This window comes from Actinomycetes bacterium (assembly GCA_036510875.1).
GTDB lineage: Bacteria > Actinomycetota > Actinomycetes > Prado026 > Prado026 > DATCDE01.
On record DATCDE010000361.1, the window covers coordinates 26,775 to 43,190 of the forward strand.

The 16,416-nt window shown below is 70.2% G+C and carries 13 protein-coding genes; all 13 read left to right on the forward strand.

The window, feature by feature from the left end:
- The first annotated feature begins 28 nt into the window (after window positions 1–28).
- Window positions 29–2,974, forward strand: coding sequence for an excinuclease ABC subunit UvrA (uvrA, locus tag VIM19_20785; protein ID HEY5187272.1), 2,946 nt, complete (start codon window positions 29–31; stop codon window positions 2,972–2,974).
- Window positions 2,971–3,387, forward strand: coding sequence for a Rieske (2Fe-2S) protein (locus VIM19_20790; GenBank protein HEY5187273.1), 417 nt, complete (start codon window positions 2,971–2,973; stop codon window positions 3,385–3,387). Before uvrA ends, VIM19_20790 begins: the two co-directional genes overlap by 4 nt.
- A gap of 24 nt (window positions 3,388–3,411) precedes the next feature.
- Window positions 3,412–5,427, forward strand: coding sequence for an excinuclease ABC subunit UvrC (gene uvrC / locus VIM19_20795; protein ID HEY5187274.1), 2,016 nt, complete (start codon window positions 3,412–3,414; stop codon window positions 5,425–5,427).
- Window positions 5,428–5,471: 44 nt separating this feature from the next.
- Window positions 5,472–6,305, forward strand: a complete 834-nt coding sequence (gene rapZ, locus VIM19_20800) for an RNase adapter RapZ (GenBank protein HEY5187275.1) — start codon at window positions 5,472–5,474, stop codon at window positions 6,303–6,305.
- Window positions 6,302–7,258, forward strand: a complete 957-nt coding sequence (gene yvcK / locus VIM19_20805; protein ID HEY5187276.1) for a uridine diphosphate-N-acetylglucosamine-binding protein YvcK — start codon at window positions 6,302–6,304, stop codon at window positions 7,256–7,258. The genes rapZ and yvcK overlap by 4 nt, the downstream gene beginning before the upstream one ends.
- Window positions 7,249–8,229: a DNA-binding protein WhiA gene (whiA, locus tag VIM19_20810; GenBank protein HEY5187277.1), complete on the forward strand. Its 981-nt coding sequence runs from the start codon at window positions 7,249–7,251 to the stop codon at window positions 8,227–8,229. Before yvcK ends, whiA begins: the two co-directional genes overlap by 10 nt.
- A 104-nt stretch (window positions 8,230–8,333) precedes the next feature.
- On the forward strand, window positions 8,334–9,341 hold the full coding sequence (gene gap, locus VIM19_20815; protein HEY5187278.1) for a type I glyceraldehyde-3-phosphate dehydrogenase: 1,008 nt from the start codon (window positions 8,334–8,336) through the stop codon (window positions 9,339–9,341).
- An 8-nt stretch (window positions 9,342–9,349) separates the two neighbouring features.
- Window positions 9,350–10,540: a phosphoglycerate kinase gene (locus tag VIM19_20820; GenBank protein ID HEY5187279.1), complete on the forward strand. Its 1,191-nt coding sequence runs from the start codon at window positions 9,350–9,352 to the stop codon at window positions 10,538–10,540.
- 8 nt (window positions 10,541–10,548) lie between these two features.
- Window positions 10,549–11,367: a triose-phosphate isomerase gene (tpiA, locus tag VIM19_20825; protein HEY5187280.1), complete on the forward strand. Its 819-nt coding sequence runs from the start codon at window positions 10,549–10,551 to the stop codon at window positions 11,365–11,367.
- Between the two features lie 249 nt (window positions 11,368–11,616).
- Window positions 11,617–13,362 (forward strand): ABC transporter substrate-binding protein, encoded by a 1,746-nt coding sequence (locus VIM19_20830; protein ID HEY5187281.1) that lies wholly within the window; start codon window positions 11,617–11,619, stop codon window positions 13,360–13,362.
- A 147-nt stretch (window positions 13,363–13,509) separates the two neighbouring features.
- Window positions 13,510–14,529: an ABC transporter ATP-binding protein gene (locus tag VIM19_20835; GenBank protein HEY5187282.1), complete on the forward strand. Its 1,020-nt coding sequence runs from the start codon at window positions 13,510–13,512 to the stop codon at window positions 14,527–14,529.
- Between the two features lie 44 nt (window positions 14,530–14,573).
- Window positions 14,574–15,635 carry an oligopeptide/dipeptide ABC transporter ATP-binding protein gene (locus VIM19_20840; protein ID HEY5187283.1) on the forward strand — a complete coding sequence of 354 codons (1,062 nt, stop codon included), beginning with the start codon at window positions 14,574–14,576 and terminating at the stop codon, window positions 15,633–15,635.
- Window positions 15,622–16,416: ABC transporter permease (locus VIM19_20845; protein ID HEY5187284.1), on the forward strand; the 795-nt coding region annotated here is incomplete at its 3' end. The genes VIM19_20840 and VIM19_20845, both read left to right, overlap by 14 nt.

The window sequence follows — 16,416 nt, forward strand, 5'->3', positions numbered from 1 at the left end:
GCCGCCCTGATAGAACGAGGACGCCGCTGTGCCCGACCGCCTGATCGTGCGTGGTGCTCGCGAGCACAACCTGAAGGACGTCTCGCTCGACCTGCCCAGGGACAGCCTCGTGGTGTTCACCGGGCTGTCCGGGTCGGGCAAGTCCAGCCTGGCCTTCGACACCATCTTCGCCGAGGGCCAGCGCCGCTACGTCGAGAGCCTGTCCGCCTACGCCCGCCAGTTCCTGGGCCAGCTGGACAAGCCGGACGTCGACTTCATCGAGGGGCTGTCCCCAGCGGTCTCGATCGACCAGAAGTCCACCTCGCGCAACCCCCGCTCCACCGTGGGCACGATCACCGAGGTCTACGACTACCTGCGGCTGCTGTTCGCGCGCATCGGCCAGCCGCACTGTCCGGTCTGCGGCCAGCCGATCGCGCGGCAGACCCCCCAGCAGATCGTCGACCGGGTGCTCGAGCTCGACGAGGGCGGCCGGTTCCAGGTGCTGGCCCCCGTGGTCCGGGCCCGCAAGGGCGAGTACGTGGACCTGTTCCGCGAGCTGCAGACCAAGGGCTACAGCCGGGCCAGGGTCGACGGCACCGTGATCAGCCTGGCCGAGCCGCCGACCCTGAAGAAGCAGGAGAAGCACACCATCGAGGTGGTGGTCGACCGGCTCCAGGTCAAACAGTCCGCGCGGCGCCGGCTCACCGACTCGATCGAGACCGCGCTCACCCTCGGCGGCGGGCTGGTCGTGCTCGACTTCGTGGACCTGCCGGAGGACGACCCGCACCGCGAGCGCACCTTCTCCGAGCACCTGGCCTGCCTCGACGACGACCTGTCCTTCGAGGAGCTCGAGCCCCGGTCGTTCTCGTTCAACAGCCCATTCGGGGCCTGCCCCACCTGCACCGGCCTGGGCACCCGCATGGAGGTCGATCCCGAGCTCGTCGTGGCGGACCCGTCGGTGTCCCTCGACGAGGGTGCGCTGGTGCCGTGGCGCGGCGCCACCACCAGTGACTACTTCGGCCGGCTGGTCCAGGCGCTGGCCGACACCATGGGCTTTCGCACCGACGTCGCGTTCGAGCGGTTGCCGGCCAAGGTCCGTACGGCGCTGCTGCACGGCATCGACGAGCAGGTGCACGTGCGCTACCGCAACCGGTACGGCCGGGAGCGCTCGTACTACACGGCGTTCGAGGGGGTGATCCCGTTCGTCCAGCGCCGGCACGCCGAGGCCGAGTCGGACACCGCGCGTGACCGCTGGGAAGGCTTCATGCGCCAGGTCCCGTGCCCGGACTGCGGCGGGTCCCGACTCAAGCCCGTCGTCCTCGCGGTGACCGTGGGCGGGCACAACATCGCCGAGGTCGCGGGGCTGCCGATCGGGGAGTGCGCCGAGTACCTGCGCACCCTCGACCTGTCCCCACGGGACCAGCAGATCGCCGAGCGGGTGCTCAAGGAGGTCAACGAGCGGCTGCGGTTCCTGCTCGACGTGGGCCTGGACTACCTGTCGCTCGACCGGGCCGCCGGCACCCTCGCGGGCGGCGAGGCCCAGCGGATCCGACTGGCCACCCAGATTGGTTCCGGCCTGGTCGGTGTCCTCTACGTGCTGGACGAGCCGTCGATCGGGCTGCACCAGCGGGACAACCGCCGGCTGATCGAGACCCTGGTCCGGCTGCGCGACCTCGGCAACACCTTGATCGTCGTCGAGCACGACGAGGACACCATCCGCACCGCCGACTGGGTCGTCGACATCGGCCCGGGTGCGGGGGAGCACGGCGGCCAGGTGGTGGTTTCCGGCACCGTCGAGGATCTGCTGGCCGCGGAGCACTCGATCACCGGGCAGTACCTCACCGGCGCGCGCAGCATCGAGATCCCCGCCGTCCGCCGACCGCGGACGAAGGGGCGCGAGCTGACCGTCGAGGGCGCCAAGGAGCACAACCTGCGCGACGTCTCGGTGCAGTTCCCGCTCGGCTGCTTCGTGGCGGTCACCGGGGTGTCCGGGTCCGGCAAGTCCACCTTGGTCAACGACATCCTGTACACGGCCCTGGCCAGGGAGCTCAACGGCGCCCGGGGGGTGCCCGGGCGGCACCGGCGGATCACCGGCACCGACCTCGTGGACAAGGTCGTGCACGTCGACCAGAGCGCGATCGGGCGCACCCCGCGGTCCAACCCGGCCACGTACACGGGCGTGTTCGACCACATCCGCCGGCTGTTCGCCGAGACCACCGAGGCCAAGGTCCGCGGCTACCTGCCCGGCCGGTTCTCGTTCAACGTCAAGGGCGGGCGCTGCGAGGCGTGCGCCGGCGACGGCACCATCAAGATCGAGATGAACTTCCTGCCGGACGTCTACGTCCCGTGCGAGGTCTGCCACGGGGCCCGGTACAACCGGGAGACCCTCGAGGTGCACTTCAAGGGCCGCACCATCTCCGAGGTCCTCGACCTGCCGATCGAGGAGGCCCTGGACTTCTTCGAGGCGGTGCCTCCCATCGCACGGCACCTGCGCACGCTCACCGACGTCGGCCTGGGCTACGTGCGACTGGGTCAGCCCGCGCCCACCCTGTCCGGCGGCGAGGCGCAACGGGTGAAGCTCGCCTCCGAGCTGCAGCGCCGGTCGACTGGGCGAACCGTGTACGTGCTCGACGAGCCGACCACCGGGCTGCACTTCGAGGACATCCGCAAGCTGCTCGGGGTGCTCGGCCGGCTGGTCGACGCGGGGAATACCGTGATCGTCATCGAGCACAACCTGGACGTGATCAAGACCGCGGACTGGGTCGTGGACATGGGCCCGGAGGGCGGCACCGGGGGCGGCCTGGTGGTGGCGACCGGCACCCCCGAGGAGGTCGCCGTGGCCGAGGGCAGCCACACAGGGACCTTCCTGCGGGAGGTGCTCGCCGACCGGCTGGCCGGGAACCTGCCGGGGCCACCGTCCGTCCCGGCTCGAGCCAGGCGCAGCGCGGTGAAGTCCACGACCGCCCGAAAGTCCCGAGCCCGAGGAGCGTCGTGACCGACCGTTCCACCCCGGTCAGCCGCCGATCGGTCCTCAAGGGCGTCGCCGCAGCCGGGGTCGCCGCCCCGGTCCTGGCCGCCTGCGGCGGCGGGTCCGGGTCGGGAAGCGGCACCTCGGGGGGCGGCACGGTCACGACGGTCAAGGCCGCCGACGTGCCGGTCGGTGGTGGCGTGGTGAGCGGGCAGGCCGTGGTCGTCCAGCCCAGCGCGGGGACATTCAAGGCGTACTCGGCCGTGTGCACCCACGCCGGCTGCCTGGTCTCACAGGTCCAGGACGGCGAGATCATCTGCCCGTGCCACGGCAGCACGTTCGCCGTGGCCACCGGGGCGCCGGACGGCGGCCCGGCGCCGTCCCCGCTGGGCGCGCTCACCGCGACCGTGCAGGGCGACTCCGTCATCGTCACCGGCTGACCGGGCCGGCCGTAGCCTGGCACCGTGGCCGACCCGTCGACGTACCGTCCGGCACCGGGCTCGGTGCCGGACGAGCCCGGGGTGTACCGGTTCCGCGACGAGCGCGGCCGAGTCATCTACGTCGGCAAGGCGAAGAGCCTGCGGCAACGGCTCGGCTCGTACTTCCAGGACCTCGCGGCGCTGCATCCCCGGACCCAGACCATGGTCCGCAGCGCCGCGTCGGTCGAGTGGACCGTGGTGGCCACCGAGGTCGAGGCGCTGCAGCTGGAGTACTCCTGGATCAAGGAGTTCGACCCCCGGTTCAACGTCAAGTACCGCGACGACAAGAGCTACCCCTACCTCGCGGTCACCGTCGGGGAGGAGTACCCGCGCATCCAGGTGATGCGTGGGGCCAAGCGCAAGGGGGTGCGGTACTTCGGCCCGTACTCGCACGCCTGGGCGATCCGGGAGACGGTGGACCTGCTGCTGCGGGTCTTCCCGGTGCGCACCTGCAGCGCCGGCGTCTTCCGGCGCGCCCAGCAGACCGGCCGGCCCTGCCTGCTCGGGTACATCGACCGCTGCTCGGCGCCGTGTGTGGGCCGGGTGGACGCCGAGGCGCACCGGGCGATCGTGGAGGACTTCTGCTCCTTCCTGGCCGGCAACACCGCCCCGTTCCTCCGCCGGGTCGAGGTCCGGATGGTCGCGGCGGCCGGCCAGCTCGACTACGAGACGGCGGCCCGGCTGCGCGACGACCTCGGGGCGCTGAGGCGGGCGCTGGAGAAGAACGCCGTCGTCCTCGGCGACGCCACGGACGCCGACGTCTTCGCCCTGGCCGAGGACCCGCTCGAGGCCGCCGTCCAGGTGTTCCACGTCCGAGGCGGCCGGATCCGCGGGCAACGGGGCTTCGTCGTGGAGAAGGTGGAGGACCTCGACACCGGTGACCTCGTCGAGCACCTGCTGCAGCAGCTGTACGGTGGGGAGGCCGGCGATGCCGTGCCCCGCGAGGTGCTCGTGCCGGTCCTGCCGGACGACCGGGCGGCCCTGACCGACTGGCTCCAGGAGCGGCGCGGCGGGCCGGTCGACGTGCGGGTCCCGCAGCGGGGGGACAAGAAGTCGCTGCTGGAGACCGTGGCGCGCAACGCGCAGCAGTCGCTCGCCCTGCACAAGACCCGGCGGGCCAGCGACCTGACCAGCCGCTCGCAGGCCCTGCAGGAGCTGCAGGAGGCCCTCAGCCTGCCCGAGGCACCGCTGCGGATCGAGTGCTTCGACGTGTCCAACCTGCAGGGCAGCGACATCGTGGCGTCGATGGTCGTCTTCGAGGACGCGCTGCCGCGCAAGTCGGAGTACCGCCGGTTCGCGATCCGCGAGACCGGCGGCCCGGACGGCCCCGACGACGTGGCCAGCCTGCACGAGGCGGTGTCCCGGCGGTTCCGCCGCTACCTGGACGAGGCCACCGACTCCGGCGACCCCAGCCAGCTGGAGGCGTCCGGCCTCGACCCGGCCACCGGCCGACCCCGCCGGTTCGCCTACCCGCCCAACCTGCTGGTCGTCGACGGCGGTCCGCCTCAGGTGGCGGCCGCGCAGCGGGCCCTCGACGAGCTCGGCATCGACGATGTGGCGCTGTGCGGTCTGGCCAAGCGACTGGAGGAGGTCTGGCTGCCGGGCGACCCGGACCCGGTGATCCTGCCCCGCACCAGCGAGGCGCTCTACCTGCTGCAGCGGGTCCGCGACGAGGCCCACCGGTTCGCGATCACCTATCACCGCCAGCGCCGTTCCCGGCGCATGGTCGTCAGCGTCCTAGACGACGTCCCCGGGCTCGGCGAGGTACGGCGCAAGGCTCTGCTCCGGCACTTCGGCTCGCTGAAACGGCTGCGCGCCGCCACCGTCGAACAGGTCGCTGAGGTGCCGGGCATCGGCCGGGCGACCGCGGAGGCCGTGGTCCGGGCCCTGACCCCGGCTGCGGGGGCGCCGGTGGCGGAGCCCGTCGCCGTGAACACCGCGACGGGTGAGATCCTCGACGACGTGAGCGACCAGACACACGCTGCTTCGGGGACGCCGTGAGCGGCCCCGACAGCAAGCCGCCCGAGGTCACCGTCGTCACCGGCATGTCGGGGGCCGGCCGGAGCACGGCCGCCAAGGTGCTCGAGGACCTGGGCTGGTTCGTGGTGGACAACCTGCCCCCGGCTCTCATCCCGACCATGCTCGAGCTCGGCGGCCGCAGCCAGGGCGGGGTGCCCCGCATCGCCGTCGTCGTCGACGTCAGAAGCGGCGAGTTCTTCGCCGACCTCAGCGCCGCCCTGGACACTCTCGCGGCACACGGTCGTACGCCGCGGCTGATCTACCTCGAGGCCAGTGACGCGGCCCTGGTCCGACGCTTCGAGAGCGTCCGCCGCATGCATCCCCTGCAGGGCGACGGACGGATCCTTGACGGCATCGCCGCGGAGCGGGCCCTCGTCGAGGACCTCAGGGCGGCGGCCGACGTGGTCATCGACACCACCGAGCTCAACGTGCACGAGCTGCGGGAGAAGGTCGAGCAGGCCTTCCTGGCCGAGGGTGAGCAGAGCCGGCTGCACGCCACCGTGGTGTCGTTCGGGTTCAAGTACGGGCTCCCGGTGGACGCCGACCTCGTGGTCGACGTCCGCTTCCTGCCCAACCCACACTGGGTGCCGGAGCTGCGCCCGCTCACCGGCCTGGACCCGGCGGTCTCGGGGCACGTGCTCGGTGACCGGCAGGCCCAGGAGCTCATGGACCGCTACGCCGAGGTCCTGCGGGTGATCGTCCCCGGGTACCTGCGCGAGGGGAAGCGCTACCTCACCCTCGCCGTGGGGTGCACCGGGGGCAAGCACCGCAGCGTGGCCATCGCGGAGGAGGTGGCGCGGCGGCTGCGCGCCGCCGGGATCGACTGTCAGGTCGAGCATCGCGACCTGGGCCGCGAATGACGTCGGGCCCCTCGGTCGTGGCCCTGGGCGGGGGTCACGGGCTGGCCGCCTCGCTGCAGGCCCTGCGCCGGGTCACCGACCGGCTGACGGCCGTGGTCACCGTGGCCGACGACGGCGGGTCCAGCGGCCGGCTGCGCGACGAGTTCGACTGCCTGCCGCCAGGCGATCTGCGGATGGCGTTGGCGGCGCTGTGCGGCGACGACGAGTGGGGCCAGCTGTGGAGCCGGCTGGCGCAGCACCGGTTCAGCAGCGGGGGAGAGCTCGACGGGCACGCCGTGGGCAACCTGCTGATCGTCGGGCTGTGGCAGCTGCTCGGCGACCCGGTCGCCGCGCTGGACCAGGTCGGGCGGCTGCTCGGCGCCCAGGGCCGGGTGCTGCCGATGTCGCGCGAGCCGGTCGGCATCGCTGCCGCCGTCGTGTTCGACGGCGAGCCCGCCCCGCAGATCGTCCGTGGGCAGGTGGCCGTGGCGACGACGCCCGGCCGGGTGGTGGAGCTGCTGCTCGAGCCGCCGACCCCGGTGGCCTGCGAGGAGGCGGTGCGGGCCATCGAGGCGGCCGACTGGGTGGTACTCGGCCCGGGCTCCTGGTTCACCAGCGTGCTGCCGAACCTCATGGTACCGGGCCTGCGCGACGCGCTGGTGAGCACCGACGCCCACCGCATGGTCGTGCTGAACCTGGCTCCCCAGCCGGGGGAGACCGAGGGCTTCTCCCCGGGCCAGCACCTCGACGCCCTCGCGGCGCACGCCCCGACGCTGGCCATCGACGTCGTGCTCGCCGACCCGCGGGCGGTGCCCGACGTGGCCGCGCTGGCCGCGGTCACCGCGGGTCTCGGCGCCAAGCTGGTGCTGGAGCCGGTGGCCCGGGCCGACGACCCGCTGCGTCACGACCCGGTTGCGCTGGCAGGAGCGTGTGCCCGCCTGCTGGACCGTGGCAGGATCGGCGCATGGCGATGACAGCAGCGGTGAAGGACGAGCTCTCGAGGCTGAACATCACCAAACCCTGCTGTCGCAAGGCCGAGGTGTCGGCCATGCTGCGGTTCGCCGGCGGCCTGCACATCGTGAGCGGCCGGATCGTCATCGAGGCGGAGCTGGACACCGGGGCGGCCGCCCGGCGGCTGCGCCGAGAGCTGGCCGAGGTGTTCGGGCACGCCAGCGACGTCGTCGTGCTCGCCCCGGCCGGGCTGCGCCGCGGCAACCGCTACGTGGTCCGAGTCACCAAGGACGGCGAGGCGCTGGCCCGGCAGACCGGCTTGCTCGACGGGCGTGGTCGCCCGGTCCGCGGACTGCCGTCGCAGGTCGTGTCCGGCTCCGCCTGCGACGCCGAGGCCGCGTGGCGCGGGGCCTTCCTGGCCCACGGCTCGCTGACCGAGCCGGGCCGCTCGTCGTCCCTCGAAGTCACCTGCCCGGGGCCGGAGGCGGCCCTCGCTCTGGTCGGTGCCGCCCGCCGGCTGGGCATCCCGGCCAAGGCCCGCGAGGTGCGGGGCGTCGACCGCGTGGTCATCCGCGACGGCGACGCGATCGGCGCGCTGCTGACCCGGCTGGGTGCCCACGACACCGTGCTGGCCTGGGAGGAGCGGCGGATGCGCCGCGAGGTGCGGGCCACCGCCAACCGGCTGGCCAACTTCGACGACGCCAACCTGCGCCGGTCGGCCCGGGCCGCCGTCGCCGCCGGGAGCCGGGTGAAGCGGGCGCTGGAGATCCTCGGCGACGACGCTCCCGAGCACCTGGCCGCCGCCGGTCGGCTGCGGCTCGAGCAGTCCCAGGCCAGCCTCGAGGAGCTCGGCCAGCTGGCCGACCCGCCGCTGACCAAGGACGCGGTGGCCGGTCGGATCAGGCGGCTGCTGGCCATGGCGGACAAGCGAGCCGAGGAGCTCGGCGTGCCCGGCACCGAGGCCGAGCTCACCCCCGAGATGCTGCAGGGCTGACCGGGACCTTCGGACCGGCCAGGCGTTTGTCCGGTTCGATAGGGTCGTGAGCGAACCGTGACCAATGGCGCCGGTGTACGGCCGGCGGGACCGAGGAGATCAGCGTGACCATCCGCGTAGGCATCAACGGCTTCGGACGCATCGGCCGCAACTTCTACCGGGCGCTCCTCGCGCAGGAAGCGGCGGACATCGAGATCGTCGGCGTGAACGACCTCACCGACAACGCCACCCTCGCCCACCTGCTGAAGTACGACAGCATCCTCGGGCGCCTCGGCGTCCCGGTGAGCCACAGCGAGAAGGCGATCACCGTCGGCGACAAGAGCTTCGCAGCCCTCGCCGAACGTGACCCGGCCGCGCTGCCCTGGAAGGACCTCGGTGCGGACATCGTCCTGGAGTCGACCGGCCACTTCACCAAGGCCTCCGACGCCCGCAAGCACGTCGACGCCGGCGCCCAGAAGGTGATCATCTCCGCTCCCGCGAAGGAGGAGGACGTCACCGTCGTCATGGGTGTGAACGAGTCGGACTACGACCCGGCCACCCACACCGTGATCTCCAACGCCTCGTGCACGACGAACTGCCTCGCCCCGATGGCCAAGGTGCTCAACGACACCTTCGGCATCGAGCACGGCCTGATGACCACGATCCACGCGTACACCAACGACCAGGTGATCCTGGACTTCCCGCACAAGGACCTGCGCCGGGCCCGCGCCGCCGCGATCAACATGATCCCGACGACCACCGGCGCCGCGAAGGCGATCGGGCTGGTGCTGCCCGACCTGAAGGGCAAGCTGGACGGCTACGCGATGCGCGTCCCGGTGCCCACCGGCTCGGCCACCGACCTCACCTTCAAGATGGCCCGCCCGGCCGGCAAGGACGAGATCAACGCGGCCATGAAGGCCGCGGCCGAGGGGCCGCTGCGCGGCATCCTGGAGTACACCGAGGACCCGATCGTCTCCACCGACATCGTGACCAACCCGGCGTCCTGCATCTTCGACTCCGGTCTGACCAACGTCATGGGTGACAGCGCGAAGGTCGTCGGCTGGTACGACAACGAGTGGGGCTACTCGAACCGGCTGGTCGACCTCATCACGTACGTCGGCGCCTCGCTGTAGGCGGCGGCGTGCGCACGGTCGACGACCTGGACGTCGCTGGTCGACGGGTGCTGGTCCGCTCCGACCTCAACGTCCCGCTCAAGGACGGCGTCATCACCGACGACGGCCGGATCCGGGCCAGCCTCCCGACCATCCAGGCACTGGCGGCACGGGGGGCACGGGTCGTCGTGTGTGCGCACCTGGGCCGGCCCAAGGGCGAGGTCCGGCCCGAGCTGTCGCTCCGGCCGGTGGCCGACCGGCTCGGCGAGCTGCTCGGCCGGCCGGTCGCCTTCGCCTCGGACGTCGTGGGCGACCGCGCCCGAGCGGTCGTCGGCGGCCTGGCCGACGGCGAGGTCGCCGTGTTGGAGAACCTGCGGTTCGACCCGCGGGAGACGTCCAAGGACGACGCCGAGCGGGCCGCCATGGCCGCCGACCTGGCCCAGCTCGCCGACCTGTACGTGAGCGACGGCTTCGGGGTCGTGCACCGAAAGCAGGCCTCGGTGTACGACATCGCCGGGCTGCTGCCGCACGCCGCCGGCGGCCTGGTGCTGAAGGAGGCCAAGGCGTTCGACCGGGTACTCAACGACCCCGAGCGGCCCTACGTCGTCGTGCTCGGCGGGTCCAAGGTGTCCGACAAGCTGGGGGTCATCGGGAACCTGCTCGGCCACGTCGACCGGCTCCTGGTGGGCGGCGGCATGTGCTTCACCTTCCTCAAAGCGCAGGGCCTCGAGGTCGGGGACTCCCTGCTGGAGGCCGACCAGGTCGACGCCTGCCGGGGTTTCCTCGAGCAGGCCGCCAGTGCTGGCGTCGAGCTGCTGCTCCCCGTCGACGTCGTCGTCGCCCAGGAGCTGGCCGCGGACGCAGAGACCCGCGTCGTTCCCGCCGAGAGGATCGAACCGGGCTGGAAGGGCCTGGACATCGGGCCGGCCACCATCGAGCTGTTCGGCTCGCGGCTCGCCGACGCGCGGACGGTCGTCTGGAACGGACCCATGGGTGTGTTCGAGCTGGCGCCGTTCGCGGAGGGGACCCGCGCGGTCGCCGAGGCGATCACCCGGGTCGACGGCACCACCGTCGTCGGCGGCGGCGACTCGGCCGCTGCGGTCCGTCAGCTGGGGCTGCCCGCGGACGGCTTCACCCACATTTCCACCGGCGGTGGTGCCAGCCTCGAGTTGCTCGAGGGCAAGACGCTGCCCGGCCTGGCCGTCCTCGAGGAGGACTGAACCGCGTGATCGACGTCCGACGCCCGCTCATGGCCGGCAACTGGAAGATGAACCTCAACCACCTCGAGGCCATCGCCTTGGTGCAGAAGCTGGCCTTCTCGCTGACCGACAAGGACCTCGCTGCGGTCGAGGTTGCCGTCCTGCCCCCGTACACGGACCTGAGGTCCGTGCAGACCCTGGTCGATGGGGATCGGCTGGCGATCAAGTACGGGGCGCAGGACCTGTCCGAGCACGACGCGGGTGCTTACACCGGCGAGGTGTCGGGGGCGATGTTGGCGAAGCTGGGGTGCAGCTTCGTCGTCGTGGGCCACTCGGAGCGGCGGCAGTACCACGCCGATGACGACGCGGTGGTCGGAGCCAAGGTGCGCGCCGCCTTGCGCAACGGCCTGGTGCCCATCGTGTGCGTGGGGGAGGGCCTGGACGTCCGCACGGCGGGGGAGCAGGTTCCGTTCACCCTGGCACAGCTGGACGGTGCCTTCGCCGGCGTGCCCGCCGAGCAGGCCCGGCCCGTGGTCGTGGCCTACGAGCCGGTGTGGGCGATCGGGACCGGTGAGGTGGCCACGCCAGCCGATGCGCAGGAGGTCTGTGCCGCCATCCGCACCCGGCTGGCTGAGCTGTACTCCGGCGATCTGGCCGACGGCGTCCGGGTGCTGTACGGCGGCTCGGTCAAGGCGTCCAACGCGGCGGGGATCATGGCCGAGGACGACGTCGACGGGGCCCTGGTCGGCGGCGCCAGCCTGACTGCCGAGGAGTTCGTGGGGATCTGCCGGTACCGGCTCACGCCGCCTGACCCCGCCACGCAAAGCGCGGGCCACCCCCTGCTCTGATGCGGGCCCGATCGGGCGGAGCATCTACGGTCGTCGCCGGTCGTCACCGTAGGCTCTTTCGCATAACCGTTGGGTCACGATTGCGCTCGGGGGCTCTTTGGTTGGCTGCACCGGCCCACGGTGTCCGTATCGTTTGTTGGCGACATCGGTCGATGTCGGCAATTCCTGCTCTCGTCACAGTGGGCGAGGGCGGTTGGAGGGAGAAGGATGCTCAAACCCCGAAGAGGCTTGGCGGCCGGCGTAACCGGCGTGGCGCTCGCCCTCGTGCTCGCTGCCTGTGGTGGCGGGAGCAGCGGTGGCGGGACTGGCGCGAGCGGCGACAAGACTGCCGTCAAGGGTGGCGTCCTGAACATGCTCGGTGCGGGTGATGTGACCTATCTCGACCCGAACGTGAGCTACTACTCGCTCGACTACATGGCCGAGCGCATGTACACACGCCAGCCCTACACCAACCCCGCCATCGAAGGTCAGTCCACGAAGCCTGTCGCTGACCTGGCCGAGGGCGACCCCGTGGTGACCGACAGCGGCAAGACGGTCACGATCAAGCTGCGTACCGGCGTGCAGTGGAACTCGACCCCGCCGCGCGACGTCGTCGGCGAGGATCTGGTCCGTGGCCTGAAGTACGCCTGCAACCCGGCCCAGCCGTTCGGTGGCCTGCCGGACTTCATCGACCTGTTCGTGGGCTACAAGGCCTTCTGTGACGGCTTCGCGAAGGTCGGCCAGACCGCGGCGGCCATGGCGGCCTACGCGAACAGCCACCAGGTTGAGGGCATCCAGCAGGGTGCTAACGCGCAGGAGGTCGTCTTCAAGCTCACGCATCCAGCGTCGTACCTCAAAGACATGATGACGCTGGTGACGTTCTCACCGCGGCCGAAGGAGTACGACGCGTATGTGCCGGCGAGCCTCGAGCTCTACCAGCACCTGCTGTCGATCGGCCCCTACAAGATCGAGTCCTACGTCCCGACGAAGAGCCTGACGTACGTGCGCAACGACGTTTGGAAGGCTGACACGGACCCGGTTCGCAAGGCCTACGTCGACAAGATCGTGGTGAACCAGACGCTGACGCAGGAGAGCGTGCAGCAGCAGCTGGAGACCGGCACGCCGACGGCCGACACCCAGTGGGACGTCCACACGCCGGCGTCGCAGATCCCGGGCCTGCTGGCCAAGAAAGACCCGAACCTGGTGTTCGGTGAAACGTCGTCGAGCAACCCGTACGTCGTCTTTAACAACGTGTCGCCGAACAACGGCGGCGCGATGCAGAAGGTGGAGTTCCGCAAGGCGCTGATGCAGGCGATCAACCGCGACAACCTGATTCAGGACTTGGGTGGGCCTTCGCTGAACACCGCGCTGACCCAGGTGCTGCCGTCCAACATCGTGGGCGGCGAACAGAAGATCGACCTCTACAAGTACGACCCCGAGGCGGCGAAGAAGGCGATCGCGGGGCTCGGCTTGCAAAACGTCACCTTGAAGTTGCTCTACCGCAACGCTAACGAGGGCTCGCGCAAGGAGTTCGCCACCATGCAGCAGGACCTCGCGAAGGCTGGCATCAATTTGGTCGGGGTCCCGTCACCCAACGCGGACTTCTACTCGAAGTACCTGCAGGTGCCGGACGTCGCCAAGCGCGGCGTGTGGGACCTGTCCACGGCTGGCTGGGGTTCGGACTGGTACGGTAACGCGGCACTCAGCTACATGGGCCCACTGTGGTCCGGCCAGGCCGCGTTCCCCCCGATCGGCTCGAACTTCGGCTTCTACGAGAACCCGAAGACGAACGACCTGATCACGCAGGCGACCCTGGCGCAGAACCTGGATCAGGCCAAGAACCTGTGGCACCAGGCCGACCAGCAGATCATGCAGGACGCGGCATTCTTCCCGATCACCAACCCGAAGGGCACCGTCTACCACGCCACGCAGGTGCACAACTGCTTCTACATGGACGTGTTCCAGATGTGTGACCCGACGAACGTGTGGCTGGACAAGAACACTCAGGGCGGCTGATCCCCAGAGGTTAGCTGACCGATGCCCCGCCGGCATCGTCAACACCACGGTGTTGTCGAAGTCGGCGGGGCATCATCAGCTGTGACCTATGATCGAGCGGACGCGAAGAGCGCAGCGATCCGACACTGATCGACGTTGGAGTCAAGAGTGGCCTTGCTCGAAGTCACGGACCTGCGGGTGTCGTTCAACACGCCCGACGGGGTCGTGCAGGCGGTGCGCGGGCTGTCGTTTGCAGTGGACCACGGGCAGACGCTCGGCATCGTCGGGGAGTCAGGGTCGGGTAAGAGCGTGGCCACTCAGACGATCATGGGTCTGACCGTCGGCGCCGAGATCACCGGCGAGGCGCTCTTCGAGGACCGTGACCTGCTGACCGTTCCGGCCAACGAGATGGGGAACTATCGCGGCGAGAAGATCGGTATGATTTTCCAGGACCCGCTGTCGAGCCTGCACCCCTACTACCGGGTGGGCTGGCAGATCGTCGAGATGATCCGTGCGCACCAGCCGGATACCAGCAAGGCCAAGGCGCGGGCGCGCGCCGTCGAGCTGCTCGACCTCGTCGGGATCCCGCAGGCCAAGAGCCGCGTCGACGACTTCCCGCACCAGTTCTCCGGCGGAATGCGCCAGCGGGTGATGATCGCGATGGCGATGGCACTCAACCCGCAACTGCTCATCGCCGACGAGCCGACGACCGCTCTTGACGTGACCGTGCAGGCGCAGGTGCTGCAGGTGATGAAGCGGCTGCAGGAGGAGTTCGGCACTGCGATCATCATGATCACCCACGACCTGGGCGTGATCGCCGACATGGCCGACGAGGTCGTCGTGATGTATGCCGGCGCGGCCATGGAGAAGGCCGACCGGCGCGAGCTCTTCTACCACCACCATCACCCCTACACCGAGGGGTTGCTGGCCTCGCTGCCGACGCGCGGTGCGAAGAAGGAACGGCTCACCCCGATCAAGGGGCAGCCGCCAAGCCTCATCGACCTGCCGCCAGGGTGCCCATTCAGCACGCGCTGCCCGTACGTTTTCGACAAGTGCTTCGCCGAGCCGCCGCCGTTGCAGCAGGTCTACGACAGCCCGAGACACGTCTCCGCTTGCTGGCTCGCCCTCGACGAGCCTACCCGTCGTGCGCAGCGGACCGAGATCGACAAGGTGAGGGGTTGGGCGTGACAGCGACCCAGAGCGGTGCCGGCCCCGCGGCTGCCACGGGTGACGTGCTGCTGCGGATCGAGCACGTCAAGAAGTACTTCCCGGTGCAGTCGGGCAAGTTGTTCGGTCGAAGCGCCGACGTCGTCCACGCGGTGGATGGCGTCACCCTCGAGGTGCGCCAGGGCGAGACGCTCGGGCTCGTCGGGGAGACCGGCTGTGGGAAGTCCACTCTGGCGCGGTGTATCACGCGGCTGTTCGACGTGACCGAGGGCCGGATCGAGTTCCAGGGCGAGGACATCACTCACCTGAGCCGGCGGGAGATGCGGCCGTACCGTCGAGAGATGCAGATGATCTTCCAGGATCCTTTCGGGTCGCTGAACCCACGCCGCCGGGTGGGGTCGATCATCGGGGACCCGTTCGCAATTCACGGCGTCGCCGACGGCAAGAGCCGAAAGAGCCGAGTCCAGGAGCTGATGGAACTCGTCGGCCTCAACCCCGAGCACTACAACCGGTTCCCCGCCGAGTTCTCCGGCGGTCAACGGCAGCGGATCGGTGTGGCCCGGGCGCTCGCGCTGCACCCGAAGCTGATCGTCTGCGACGAGCCGGTGTCGGCACTCGACGTGTCGGTCCAGGCTCAGGTGATGAACCTGCTCACCGACCTACAGGACGAGTTCAACCTCACCTATATTTTCATCGCGCACGACCTGTCGGTGGTGCAACACGTCAGTGACCGGGTCGCGGTGATGTACCTCGGCAGTGTCGTCGAAATCGCCGACGTCGATAGGCTGTACGGCCACCCGCGACATCCGTACAGCAGCGCGCTGCTCTCGGCGGTGCCGGTGCCGGACCCCGACGTCTCCGACCGGCGCGAGCAGATCATCCTCAGGGGCGACGTCCCGTCCCCCGTCAACCCGCCATCGGGCTGTCGCTTCAATCCCCGCTGCCCGAAGTCCCAGCAGGAGTGTGTCGATAGGGTGCCGCTGCTGGAGCCGCGCCTGGCCGACGGCCCGCTGCACCTGACGGCTTGTCACTTTCCGATGCAAGATGGTGAGAAGCTCAGCTACGTTACGGCCACGATCGCACAGGCACATGACGAGCATTCGGAGACTTCCGGTGACCACGCCTGACACTGCTGACGACGCGACCGCGCCGGAGGAGGAGCCCCTCGGGGTCGCTTCGTCGAGCAACCCGGCGCAGCTCCGAGGCACGACTGTCGAGATTGCGGCAGACGAGCTGCCCGAAGTGGCCAAGAAGATCCAGGGTCGCAGCCCCTGGCAGCTCGCATGGGCGCGGCTCAAGCGTGACCGGGTCGCGATGGTGTCTTTGGTCGTCATCATCGTCATCATCATGGTCGCGCTGGGTGCGCCGCTGATCGCGAAGCTCGTCGGGCACGGTCCCTATGAACAGTACCGCGAGACCGGGTTGACCCCGGCGGGGCTGCCGAAGGGACCGAGCTCGCTCTTCTGGCTTGGCACCGACTCGCTCGGCCGCGACATCCTCGTGCGGATCGTGTACGGGGCGCGGGTGTCGCTGTTCGCCGGCGTAGTAGCCACCGGCATCGCGATCAGCCTCGGGGTGGTCGCCGGTCTCGCCGCCGGGTACTTCGGCAAGCGCGTCGACACGGTGATCGCCCGCGTGATCGACGTGCTCCTCGCGTTCCCTTTCTTCTTGTTCGCCATCGCGCTCACGTCCGTCTTCCAGCCCAGTCTGAAGATCACCATCCTCGTCATCGGCTTCTTCTCGTGGGCCGCCATCGCCCGTATCGTGCGCGGCCAGGTGCTGTCCATCCGTGAGAAGGAGTATGTTGAGGCGGCCCGGTCGCTGGGTGCCGGCGACTGGCGCATCATCTTCGTCGACGTGTTCCCCAACGTCCTCGCGCCGGTCATCGTCTACACCACGCTGCTGATC